The organism is Aliivibrio finisterrensis (assembly GCF_008933155.1).
Lineage (GTDB): Bacteria > Pseudomonadota > Gammaproteobacteria > Enterobacterales > Vibrionaceae > Aliivibrio > Aliivibrio finisterrensis.
In genome coordinates, this window is the sequence record NZ_WBVP01000030.1 from 1 (window position 1) to 14,774 (window position 14,774).

Here is a 14,774-nt window from a genome sequence, read left to right on the forward strand (position 1 = left end):
TGCAGTTAATGGATCTAATCCATAGGTGGTTTCAAAGCCATCACCCATGCCATCACCATCAGTATCGGACGTCACACTGTAGCTGTTAACATCAAGTGTGTCTGCCACACCATCGCCATCCAGATCGAGGTCGATACCGTCTTCTTGGCCATCACCATCAAAATCATTGTACGGTAAGGTGAAATCAATACTTAACGGATAAATCCCCAGCTCTTCTTGCGCTGAACTGACATAACGCAACGTCACCACACCACCATTATAATGAGTACCCGTCGGCAATGCGCTGAAAGAGATACTACTGAATGAGACATGGAAATTATTGACCGTACCAAACTGAGGCGTTAACTCACCTGGAGTAGTAACATAGTGCATCGCTGTTTGGATTTGATTATAAATACGATGCCCTTTTATCGTCACAGGATAGACATTGCCAGCGACATCTTTAAGCTCCACTGTGAAAACAGTTTCAATTTCAGCCTCATCCCACCAATTGGGGATTTCTACAGCGCTTGGACCGGTTAAACCAGAACCTGGTAACATCGCAACCGCTTGGTATTCACTGCCCGTGTAATGGTTTACGTAATCAAAGGATAAGCTGTTCTCTGGCGTGAGGTTTTCAACCGCGTAAATCTCCCCTATCGTGGTTTGCGGATCAAGCGTCGCCACGGGGTTACCGTCACCATCAATGATTTCCATCTCGGCAGTGTGTTGACCAAGGTTTAACCCCGTTAAGATCACGCTTGGTTCAATGGCGGTTATCCATTCACCACCATCTAGACGGTAACGCCAAGCATCAAAGTTGATGCGAGTAAAGAAAGATAAACGGGTTTCGTCATTATTCAGTTGCACCAAGCTAAAGTTAGAAATCAGATCACCATAGAGATCTAAATCTTCTGGCACTGCCATGAGGTTCAGTGCCGTGGTGCGCTCACTCACATCTTGATTAATGAATAACCAGTTATCATCAGGAATGTCATCGGCTTCAACGGTTTGTAATTTGGTCGCGATCCAATCACTGCCATTTAAGGTCACCTCATAAATGTCGTATTTCACATCACGCGGCAAACGCAGCATTGGGTAGGCTTCATTTATACGGAATGAGCTTGCTGCCACCTGCGGTGAACCAATTTGATATAAAGGTATCGCGGTATTGAACTGATAGCTGATCCCTTCGTTGACGGTATATTGGGTCGCTGTGTAACTAGCGCTAGGAAAGCCACAGCCGTTTGCCCCGTCATAGTAGACCAACGCAATGTTACCCACCGTTTCGCTTGGGGAAGCGCTGGCAGGACAATTATCAGTCTTATTCGTTGTGTATGGAATCGGCAGGCCGTCAACATTACCCGCTAGCACACTCGAATTGTAGGTAATGAACAGTTCCGTTTCATCCAATTGACCATTGCCATTGATATCGGTATCTAAACTATTGAGAGTACCATCGTTATCGTTATCGAGTTGTCCTAGGTAGACAGGATGATTGGCATCATTCGGGTCGGTAAATTGTGCTAGTTCAACCCCATCTAAAATACCGTCACCATCACTGTCAACGACATTGTCATTATTCACGACCGCAATCAAGGCTTGCACTTCATCTGGGGTATTCCACACATTACTTGCCAATGCCGCTTGGTATTCAGCGATCAAACTCGCTGCCAAATATTGCGCTGGCAACAAGGTTTGGATTTGTTCAATCGTGATATTCGCGTTTGCTGTGTTTTGTAAAGCAACAAAGGCAGTAGCACTCACATTGACGTCCGCAATCAAGCTCTCCAAGCCAGCCAAACTAGAGACTGCATTATTGGCGAGTTCACTGCGGTATAAACTCAACGTTGTCGCATCCGTTGACAGTGCAGTGAGTCCCATAAACTCGGCAAATAAATCCGCATCACTGATGGACGCATCTGCCACACGCGCAGTTAAGTTATTAATAGCAAGCGGATTGACCACATCCGCCACGTCAACACTTTGTACCGTTGAGAAACGTACGCCGTCTTTTTCCACCATCCAACTAATGCTATCACTCGCATTTCTGTCGACTGGCAAGAGCGTCATCATGGTCAAGCTCGAATCGCTGCCTTGGTAACTCACATTAACATTCACTGTGTCGCCATTAATGCTCGCCACTTGCAAATCACCGCTGGCATTGAGTGCCCAATCAATGCTTGGCGCAGTGCGAGGCGACAATACATTAAGGCTGACCACGTCTTGCCATGTGCCATCAATTTCCGTCACCGCAAAGCGAGCAGTGCCATCTTGACCCACGCTAATTTGACCATTAGCGATAGTCGCCACATCTGGGGTGAGGCTTTCGATGGTGACACTTTGACTATCAGAAGCGGTCACCGTCAGAGTGTGAGAGCCGTTGTTAATATCGCCAAGGGTTGAAGTAATGGAAACAGGTGTCGCGCTAGGTTGTAGTGTGATGGTCTCTAAACGGGCAACCCCGTCCACTTCTATGCTGATTTGCACTTGCGCACCACTGCTGTACAAGCTGGTATCGAAGGTCCCTGTGAGTGCCGTTAAGCTGTCACCCTCAAGGACGCTGACGCTGACATTGCTGCCTGTTGGCACATAACCTGAAAGTAACGCGGCCAAATCAAGCGAGCCTGTATTGGTTTGCAAGATTTCAGGGAAATACGCCAAGGTCGTGTCATTGGCAATCACTGTATCCACGGCTTGTTGTGCGGCGCTATCTAAGTCAAAGGTTGGTACATTAAGCGCCAAATCTGTCATGCCGTGACGGCGAAGCCAAGTTTGCGTATTGAGGTACAAGGCTTTGGCGGTATTCACATCAAGCGAGTTGTCTGCTAAATCTGTCGCCAAATCTTGGGTCACGTTGGCTAAGGATTCACCACCGCCCAATACCGACAAGCCAATCAAGGCGGTGCGATATTGCTGAGCAAGCCCTGTGCCTGTGGCATTCATCGCCGCTGGCGCAATCGCAAACACATCATCGGCATTAGCGGAATCCAAGAAGATGCTGGCAATCAAAGCATTCGCCGCATTGATCCCTGCCACGGTCAAATCACCGGCGGCCAGTTTAGCGGCAATGTCAGTGAGTGGGGATACCGTCACGGCGTCACGGCGAGCGATTTCAGGTAACACGCTAGTTAATGTGTTGTTCGTTAATGTATTACCTGTGGCTTCATCTTGATAACTGCCGCCGGTGATTTCCATCATCACAGGAAGCGAAGTCGGCACAATCGTCATGCTGAATGCACCGTTTGCGTCCGTGGTGCCTGCTGTTTTGGTGAGATCTGTGCCTTTCACGCCAGATTCAATTGCAAACACTCGCACCGATGCACCATTGATGTTATTTGCGACCGCTCGACCTGAAATGTTCCATTGTGGATCGATGGCATAGGCATCGGCTTGATCAATCAAAGATTGGAGTTTCACGATGTTATTCAATTCTGATTCAACGCTGTCTTGAATGAATTCGCGGTAATAGGTGAGGTTATTACTATCAAAGTTCAAGCCTGTAATAGCGGCGAGCATGGCACCGGTAAGTACATTAGCATCTGTCCCCGCGTAAGATGCGATATTATCGACTCTGATTTGATTAGCATTGGCGTTGTCAATCAAGGTTTGCACTTGCGCCAGGGTAACTAAATCTGCCGCTGGTGCATTTACAATGTCGGTTTGATATTGGACTAGCGCTGCCGCATCAAGGTTGTTTAAGTTTGGTAACGCTTGAAGCTCACTCAAACTAATGCTGCTAGCATCTCCTGCTTGATTCGCTGCGGCAATCGCAGCAAGGCCATTGACGGTATCAAGCACCGCTTGTATCTGTGCCACCGACGTGAATGTACCTTGAGCTACAAACGCTTGGTGATATTGCGCTTCATTTACCACTACAATATTCGATAGTTGACCACTACCCGTTAAGTAACTTACCGTAATAGTCGTATTTGCTGCCAACATTTGGTTGAGTTCGACCACCAAATTCGCGGTTACCGCGCCAGTGCCATAACCCGTCACATCAGGTTCACCATTATCCAATACCCCATCGTTGTTATCATCTGGGTCAAAGAAGTCATACAAACCGTCACCATCAGTATCTGTGAAATCACCGTTAAGCACATCCGTATTGGATTGAATCAAGGTCCAAATATCGGCTTGACCGTCGTTATCATTGTCAAGGGTGAAATCAATGTCATTTGGATTAAGTGAATTAAACCCGATGGCAAATTCAATGCTGTCTTGTAATCCATCACCGTCAGTATCGGTGAGTGGATCATTGTCATCCAAATCATGCAGCACAGACACGCCATCACCGTCGGCATCATAATCAGCGCCGTTTAATGGATCTGTGCCTGATTGGTATTCCTGCAAGTTGGTGAAACCGTCGGTATCGCTGTCTGCTGTGGCACCGTCGTTAACATCAGTTGGATCAAGCCCTAGTGCCAATTCAATGAAATCTAACAAACCATCGCCATCGGAATCAGGGTATACAGACAGTGCCATTTGATGGTGTAAAGCGATTTCTTCTGGCGTTAATATCTCGTTGTAGGCGGCAAACCCGTGGATCACATCATTGTTGGTAAACGCATTGCTGTCATTGTTACCTAATGTCGATGATGTGCCATTAATGAGGAAGGCATTGCCGCCAGTGCCTACATGTACTCCATCTACATACAAGTTAGCGGTACTACCGGAAATGGTGTAAATCACATGAACGATACGCCCAAAGACTGTCGCCACAGACCCGCCATTGGTTGCGTTAAATTGATAGTCACCAGCACCAAATTTGGTATAGCCATATGTCTTGCTATTACTCCACACCTCAAAGCGTAGCGCACCATTACCTGATTGCGACAACATGCCACCAGATGCGAAGTTGTCAACTGGATAGTGCAACAAGAATTCATAGGTCACATCGCCAGACAAACCGCTGAGATCGACGGTTGCGGATGCAGTGCCCCGTAGTTCGGTATTGTGCGTGAGCAGCGCATTAACACCAGACGCCGTTTGTCCTAACCAAGCGCCAAGATTGAGTGTGCCACTGGTAGGTAAATCAAGGTTACGGTTTACATACTCGATGACCAAAGCCAAATCCACTTGGGTTTGCCAATTTGTTTTTGGTAACGCTGTTTGATATTGCGCCAAGGCAAAATCATAAAGCTCTGAATCAGGTAAGGCTGTAGCGAGTGCTTCCAAGGTAATATTTGACGCGATATTGGATTTAAGTTGAACAAACACATCCAAAAATTCGTTGGTATCGCTGATCAAGTTATTCAACTCTTCAAGGGTATTAATGGTTTGCACTGCTAAAGTTGCACGGTATTTCGCCATGGAATTGGCGTCTGCCCTGATGCTATCTAAACTCATAAATTCATTGAAGATATCTGCATCATCAATGGTCAAATCTACCACGCGACTCGCCAAATTCGCTATCGCAATTTCGTTGTTGATGGTGGCAATGGACAGGGTTTGCGGCGCTGAGAAAATCACGCCATCTTTTTCTACCTGCAAGGTGAAGAATTCATTCAATGTGCGATCAAAGGTCAAAGACGTGAAATCAGATAAGCGTGTTTGTGTGCCTTGATAGGTCATGACAATACTTGATGCATCACCATCATGCGTGACAACCACTAATTCACCGTTATTGTTTAAGCCCCACGTAATAACAGATATTTCTGACTCATCACGTACATTGAAACGCACGACGTTTTCCCAATCGTGGTTGGCATTTGCAATAAGTAACCGCGCAACTCCGCTTTCAAGCACCGTGATTTCATCATTTTCAAGGCTTATCACATCAGGGGTGAAGTTCGTAACGGAGACAAGCGCATTCAAGGAATTAGCAGTCGTTAGCGCATTGACACCATCGGTGATATCACCAAGCGTAGCAGTAACAACTACAGGTGACGTTTGCGGTAGAAGCACAACATTTTCGAGATATTCAACGCCTTCAAGATCAAAGGTCACTTTAACCAAAATCTCACTACCATATAGATCTGTGTCAAGTTGACCGGTCGTGAGATCAACCAGACTCTCCCCATCAAGCACACTGAAACTTGGCGCCAAAGAAGCGGGCAACTCAGCGCCCAACAATGCCGTGAGATCGAGCGTGCCGGTGCTCGTTTGCATTCTTTCAGGGAAATAACCCAAGGTAGGATTATTGGCTAACAAGGTATCCACTGCCTGCTGCGCGGCGGCATCCAGACCAAAGCTTGGTGTATTCAGTTCCAGCTCTGTCAAGCCGTGACGACGTAACCAACGCTGAGTATTGAAATACATCATTTGAGAGGTGGCTGATTCAAGCGAACCATCTGCCGCATCCAAGGCAATGGCTGAATTAACGACAGAAATTGATTGCCCGCTGCCAAGTACGGAAAGCCCTGTCAGCGCCACACGATAGGCTTGTTCTATACCTGTACCTGTTGAATCTAAGGTTGAAGGAATGACGGAGAAAATCGCATTCGCATCCATCGAACCCATCATCCATTGCGCCAACGCAGTATTCGCGCTGTTAATCGCAGACAAGCTGTAATCGGTTTGCACCGTGTGTGCAGCAATGTCTGTCACAGGCGAAACTATCAGGTGATCACGACGTTTCACTTCAGGCATGACTGCACGAATTTGCGTATTAGTGCGCGTCAATCCGGTGGTGTCGTCTTGATACATACCGCCAGTCACTTCAATTAAGACTGGATTAGCGGTCGCAGACATGACCAAACTAAAGTCACCATTCGCATCAAGCATCACAGTGCCACGTGTGAGGTCTGTACCTTTGGCACCATTCACTAATTCAAACGCTTGAACCGATGCGCCTGAGATGTCAGTTAGTACCACATGTCCTGTAATACCGAGTATTGGATCAATCACATAGGCATCTGCTTCGGTAATCATGGCTTGTAAGCTGGTAAGATTGCCAACTTCAGCCGCATCAGAGGTACTAATGAACATCCGGTAAGTTTCTAAGTTCACATCCGTGATGCTCAAACCAAATACCCCTTGCAACATAGCCAATGTGAGGCTTGAGGCATCTTGGTTTTCCGCCATTAACGCCAAGGTGTCAATTTGCGTTTGGCTTACATTGGCATTGTTCACCAAGGTTTGTAGATCCGAAACCGTTGCCAATGTGGTTGAGGTGTTCATGGCAATGAGTGATTGATAATAACCAAGGTTATCCTCATTCAAATCGGTCAAATCAATCACCACAGAGAGGTTTTCAAAACTGATGTCAGATGCATCGTTATTATCAGCCGCCACACTAATGGCAGTGACCGTATCAATACTGGTATTCACTGCATTGATGATTTGTTGCAAATGAACATTGCCTTTCACAACACCCACTTTGGTGAATTCGCTGTTGTAGAGACTGAGATATGGCTCATTACGGACATCATTTAGGATGGATGAACTTGATAGCAGCGCGTAACTCACCGGTGTATTACTGGCAATCAGTACATTAATGTCACCGCTTATGCCACCAATCGCCACGCCGAGGCCAATACCCAGCTCGTCTAACGTACCGTCATCGAAATAGCCGTCATTGTCATCGTCGAGATCCAGCACGTTATAAATACCATCACTGTCCGTATCGACGTAAATATTCAGTGCTTTACGATAACCCGCTGCGATTTCATCAACCGAAAGCGCGCGGTTATAGGCACCAAAGCCATAAATCCCTTCGCTGCCTTCGACATAACCCTCATTGATGCCAAGTGGCGTGGCGGGATCGTTGATCAGCATAGGTTGACCCACAATTTCTCCCACTTGCACACCATTGACCCACACTTCACTGTTACTGCCTCTGCCAAGGAATACAATGTGAACAGGATCACCGTAAGGCGTATTAACAGATTGACCATTCACAGCAGAGAATACCTTATCCGGATCCGCCGAAGCATATTGTGTCAAGCCTAATTTGCCATCACTGTGAATCTGTTCAAAACGTAAACTCCAGTTCGTGTTAATGTCAAGGTAATTGAGCTTTATTCCAAGAAGTGCCAAAGAGTTAGATCTGTCGACTGGTAAATCAACGACAAATTCATAGGACACTTCACCGCTTAAGGCGCTCAGGTCAACATCACGCTGTCTTGGCTGATTGATAAAGTCCGTCACCACAACCTCAGCAGGTACAGTTAAATCATTAACATGCTGTGCCCACGCCAAGAGCCCTATTTCGCCCTGCTCTGGTAAGTTCGCCTGTAACTGCGCCCAAATGTCAGCCATGCCATCATTGTTTTCATCAATAGAGTAATCAATATCCAACGGATCAAGTGGATCAAAACCGGTGTTAGTTTCGGTAATGTCGGCAATCAAATCGCCATCGCTATCACTGTAAGGATTATTATCATCGACATCATCCGCACCAAAAACACCATCTCGATCACGGTCATAAGAGTTGATATCAAGTGGGTCAGAACCTGCTAAGGATTCCTCAAAATTGCTGATACCGTCGTTATCAGAATCGGCATCCGCCCCATCCACATCACTGTCAGGATTAAGGTTCCACGCTAATTCATACGCATCGGTCAAGCCATCGCTGTCGGTATCTAAATCACCATCATCTGGAGAATAAGGGTGTTGACCACGCACCAATTCGTAGCGATCCGATAAGCCATCATTATCACTATCCTCCACCTCATAAAAACTGGATAGGTCGTAGTCTTGTTCGATTGAATACACCAAGCCTTTTGGCGTGCGGTAGAAGAAGGTGATTAGGTCACCCAACAGATTTGGCGTAAATTCGAGATAATCGGTCACTCGGTATTCTTTGCCATACATGCGGTAATACAAGTTATCGGTGCTACCTTGCGAGAGCGCAATGGTTCCACGCGCATTATCTTCCGAGAACACGAGGTCTAAATCTTGAATTTCACTGACAAACACTTGGAACTTAAAGGTTCTGTTGGTTGCACCGCCGGTGATTTGCAATTCTGCCACGCCGTCTTGCAATACAGTCACACGTTGATTAGCACTGTCGTAATTGATGATGGTTGGCGTATTGTTAGTCACAGAAAGCGCTGCGCCTTGAACTGTACTCATTGTTAAATCAATGGTGCCATCTGCATTGCGGGTAAAGTCTACCTCAACAGGTGGATTTGGTAAGCTAAATCCATCGCAATCAACAGGTGAACTATCGCCGAACGGATAACGCGCACTTGGGTTATCTATATCTATATGCATCCATGGAATGCCAGCAATACCATCCCACGGTATTGAAAGCGCCTCATGTGCATAGAGTCCCGTTTCTTTTACTCCATGAATACCGTTAACAGCAGATTGCGCCTTCGCCAGATCAGACACAGGCATGTCATACATTTTGAAATAAGGCACCCAGTCCAACCCAGTAATGTAACTTAGCGCGACTAGCATAAAGTCGTTGCCGGGGATCGAACCTATGTCACGATCATTACCGTAGCTCGTGTTGTACGTATTCGTACTTCTGAATGGGAACAAACTGAAGCCAAGATCATCTCTAAGCCCTGCCCAGCGAACTTCATTTTCTGTATCGGTATTTTGCCATACGCCGTTCATCGCTAGCATAAACTGACGTTCCCAAATGCGCAGCATGGTATGAAGGCCATTCTGGTCACGCAGCACCGTCCCATCACGCAAACGCATACCACGACCTTGATAGACAATTTGCTTGAAGAAGGATTCTGACACGGCACGTCCATACATGCCGCGCTGATCGGTAAAGTTCAGTGAATCTTCACCGTTGTCAGTAATGTGGGCTTCACAAGTACCGTCAGTGAATTGACGGAGCGCCACCCTTTGGTTAGAACCGTTACGCATGTCTGCAAGCACTGAGATGATGCGCGACGCGCCTTCAAGTGACTCTGCCATCTTCCACATGGGAATACGATCAAACTGCTGATTTCTTTTGTAATAGTTCTCTACCGCAATATCGCGATAAAGGTCTATTTGAGTTTCGGTACTCATCCAATAATAAGTCGACCAATTATTGCGATCTTGTGCGCCAAAGGCTTCAAGACGTAATCGCTGCTGCTGATGCCCTAACTCATGGTTATCAGACGCATTACCAAAAAGAACACTGAGGGACGTACTCTGATCTGACGGATTACCAGATACGCCTGATGCCCCAGCGTACACTGCATAGTAATCATAGTTATAATGCTGAACAAATTGATGGCCATGCAGGATCGTATCTTTACATGAAGCTTCATCCACTAAATTGATACATGCTTGCATCACATCTGGCGATAAAATCTCTTCCATGGTTTCTGACTGTTCAACAGCCATACCATTCATCCAGTAAACAAAGATATGATCTTTATACCAGCTTTCTAAGTGCTTCTCACGATCACCACCATATAGAGTCACCCCATCGAGATAGTCACTGAGCGTCGAATGCGCTTCATGACGGCCGTATTTAATATCCAAGTGTGGGATCTCGACCGTATCGAGCATGTCAAAAAAGTCTTCACGCTGCGCAAGATCGCTGGCGTCAAAGATCGCGGGATGATTCGCTGCTCCTGTTACGGTAAATTGGCTATAACGATTGATGTTTTGGCCATCAATCGCCAAATAAATCGGCGCACCATATGGTGTGGCAAAAGTAACAGATTCGTTATTAGCAAGATCGAAAATTTCTTTTTGCTCCATAATCGGCGACCAATGCTCGTCAAAGATACGGTGCGTCCCCCTGCGCGCATAATGCAAACGAACAGAAACGTTACTAACTGTCGAATCCGCCATGTCGTTACGAGTGATAGTGACAGGCACACCAGGCAAAGCATACCAGCCAGTCATCGTCCATTGTCGCTGACGGAGAGCGTAATAACTGTAATCAGAATCAAACGATAACGACCAGTTTTTACTGTCTATACCCAAAATACGCTGCTGATTCACCACCGTTTCAGGGTAGTTGTAATGAAAGTTTTCCCCTTTAATAATGGTCTTATTGTCTTGACCGAAATAACGACCTAAATCAGGTTGCGCCTGTTGTTCAGCCCACGAGTGAGAGATCATCAATTCCGCAAACAGCGCATTGATATATTCTTTCGCAGTGCCGGCATTGATTTCAATTGGATAATCAATTTGAAGACGGTATTTTTGTGCCAACAACAGCAAAGATTGAGTTAAAGGATCGATTACATCAAAAGGATTAATTTTTGAACGCCCATAACTCGTTAACCTCTCACGCAGTGGATTAATATCATCAAATAATTCAGCGTTCAATGCGGGTGTCGTACACTCTAAGAAAACTCCCGCTCCTTCACCTTCACTACAATTTTTCGCTGCCGCGTAATTCCAATTTCCGGTTTGCAAACGTTCAAAAAGGTCTTTGGTATTCATCAATGGAGAAGCTTGTAAACTCGCCAAAGTAACATTAGTAGCTACCGTTTGTTGTCCAGTGCTGGATAAACTCACTTTCATCAATGAGCGCAGTGCTTGCATAGCAGGCGAGCCACCATACGGCTCTTGATGCTCAAGAATAGTAGGAATATTCATGTTTTTGATATAAGCGAAGGCGTCACTGAACACATCCCTATCATAAAGATCGACGCCTTCATCGCCCACAATGACGAGATCTGGGGAATGGGTTTGCAAACAACCAAGCAAGGCTGGACCATCACATTTTACTAACGTATAACGACCGGCATATTCCCTTTCTAACCAGGCAATTAATTTGTCGACGTGTTTGGAGTAGCCGTTTTGTGGCATGTTAGCTACCACTAAATGAATGTGTTTGTTTGCGGACTCATTACTCAATAACCAATCCATCACATTATGCGTTAACGCATTCATCCCACTGTCGGCCATTGCTCCAATAAACATCGAATTAGAAGGCAATGCGTAACGCCATGCCCCTTGTTGTGCCACCAACAACATTGCTTTACCGGGCGCATCACTGGCAGACGTAGAAGGTAAAAGTTCAAGTGAAGTGCTCAGACCAGAAGAGTAAGTACCTGAACGTCGGCCAGAATTCCAGTTTACGCTACCTACTCCCTCCCAGAAGTACTGTTTAATCGGATCTTGCAAACTCGGCTCGAGATCGATTGAAGCATTGATCAAGTTTATCAATTCTTGCTCTGTAGCAAGGGTTACGTCTTGGTTTTCTAGTGCAGATGAGGCATTAGCATGATCAGATTGGAGTGTCGATATCGTGCTTTCCCAACCAGAAGTAATACGCGGCACCGTTGAAATACTTTCAAATAATATGGCACCACCAATCACCTCACCATCAACACCGTCTAGCACTTCAAGATCAAAACGGGCTTCACCATTGGCAAGTTCCACTATCACTGGATTCGTTGCGGCAACTTGCCATTCGCCTTCATTTATACGGAAACGCCACGTATCTCCGCCCGATTCGGTCGACACACTCAGTAATACTTTACCTGCGTCGTAAACTTCTACCGAAATGCTATCAAAGTCATCTTGATTTGGCACACCATCACCGTCGGCATCGCCTGTTGGGCCATCGATTACGCTGATATCTGAATTATCCGCGATGCCATCACCATCAATATCCGCCCATTCAGTTTGATCCAACGGATAACGATCGAGCCAGTCATTAACCCCATCGCTGTCGTCATCAAGATCGACCATGTTGTACATGCCATCATTATCAGTATCAAAATAAATGGTAAACGCATCAGCATAAGCAGACACGATCTCATCTTGGCTGAGCGCCTGGTTATGGGCTGCGAAACCATAAATACCGTCACCAGCTTGCAAGGATCCACTGTGGATACCCAAAGGTGTTTCAGGATGATTAATTAATATCGCGTTTTGGCCGATACTCCCCACGTGAAGGCCATTGACCCACATCTCCGTTCGCCCCATACGCCCCACAATCACCACATGCGCTAGGGCACCATAAGGACTGGCTATGGATTGGCCGTTAACAGGGGTGAATACATAATCAGATGTACCATATAGAGTGGATCCCATATTGTTAGCACTTTGCTCAAAACGAATTTGCCAACCGGTGTCAAGCCCTTGATCATAGTTTCGACCGCCTAATAAACCGCCGACATTTGCGTTATTTTGAGTAAACTGGACAATGAATTCATAGGACACGTCACCACTCAAGTTGCTTAAATCCAGCGCTTTCTCAAACGGCTGTGTGATCAACTCAGTAACAACCAGCTCTGGCAAAATGCTTAATTGTGAGTGATATTCTAGCCACTTAGCTGTATTCAATTGATTAGGCGTCGGCAGACTCGCTTGAATGCTAGCCAACACATCAGGGATACCGTCACTGTTGTTATCAATCGATAAGTCGACATCACTTGGATCGTTTGGATTCAGACCAAAATCTGTCTCAATGCGATCTGGCAATCCATCACTATCGTTGTCGGTGTAAGGATTATTATCATCTAAATCATTAATCCCAAGTACCCCATCATTATCCTCATCGAGCGCGTTTTGGGTATTGACTAGCACGATGAGCGCTTCAACGTCCTCAGTTGTCGACCAGCTATTTGTTGCTAATGTCGCTTGATAGTTACTCAGCAAGCTTTCAGGCAAATATTGTGTTGGGAATAAGGCCTCAAGCTGCGATAGGGTCACATCATTGGTCGCGGTATTTTGTAGTTCAACAAAAAGGGGATCGGTGCTAGATTGGCTGCCATTCACTTCGGTGATTAACGCATTCAATTGCGGTAACGTAGAAATACCAGAATTAGCCAACGTACTTCGATATTGATTCTGTACTGCCGGATCACTTGAAAGCTCTGTTAAACCAATAAACTCAGCAAACAGCTCACTATCACTGATGCCACTATCTGTAACACGGGCCGCCAAATTCGCTAGGGCTAATGGGTTGACTATATCAGCAACGCTAACCGTTGCAATATTGGAAAATCTCACACCATCTCTTACAACTGACCAGCTGAGACTTTCAGCTGCATTTCTATCGACAGGTAACACTGTCATTAGTGTTAGAGTTGAATCAGCATTTTGATATGAAACGGTCACGTTATTGCTATCCGCTGCAACACTGCTAACTTGCAGATCGCCGTTAGCATTTAGTGTCCAATTGATATTTGGTGCACTACGTGGTGTTAAGACCTTAAATGTCACCAGCTCATCATAGTGTTTAGCAATATCAACCAATCTAAAGGTCGCAGTACCATCACGCAGTACTGTTATTTCGGTCAATTGAGCTGGAGTTAAATAATTAAGTTCTTCCGTTTGGACAACCTTTGGAGACAGATTAAACACTTGAATATTGGCCGTCTCGCCGCCAGTATTTTGTAGCGAAAGAATATGTTGTTGATTGGTTTTTATATCACTGATTGACAGTTGATAATTAACACTATTTTGAACGTTAGACAGTTTCGAGTGATCAACAAAGCGAATAGAAGGTCGAGCTTTATCAACATAACGTGTTTCGATCACATATTCCGAAATATTCGCGGGAACGGTAAAGGCCGTTGGATCAGTGATTTCGCTACGCACCCCATCTGAAATCAAGACAAATGTGATATTGAAACGCGCTAGATGTTGATTATCAATCTGTGCCAATAAGTTACTCGATTCCGAACCAACCTGAATTTGTTCAGGAACACCTTGTATAAAGTCATCGTTCTCTATCTCTTGTTCAAGTTCAGCCACTTTAGTTGCCGTTAAATTAAACAATTTATTGGTACTGCTCTCTTGGCGACCACTTTTATCAAGGCGTTTCATCAGACGACGCGTATCGCGATACATGCGCTCTTTGAGCGATTGTGATAATTGCCCATCCACTTTGAGGGTATTAACTAAGTCCGTAATGGCTTGGTTCGGCTTTCTACCGCCGGCTTCAATGGAAAGCCCAGCCAATACTTCACGCATATTACGTG

Annotated in this window: 1 protein-coding gene (running past one end of the window); it reads right to left on the reverse strand. The window is 45.8% G+C overall.

What is annotated here, in order from left to right; translation table 11 throughout:
- Positions 1-14,774: part of an ImpA family metalloprotease coding region (locus F8B77_RS16525; protein WP_151656697.1), annotated on the reverse strand (this coding region is incomplete at both ends). The annotated region continues 12,338 nt past the right edge of the window; the window shows 14,774 of its 27,112 annotated nt.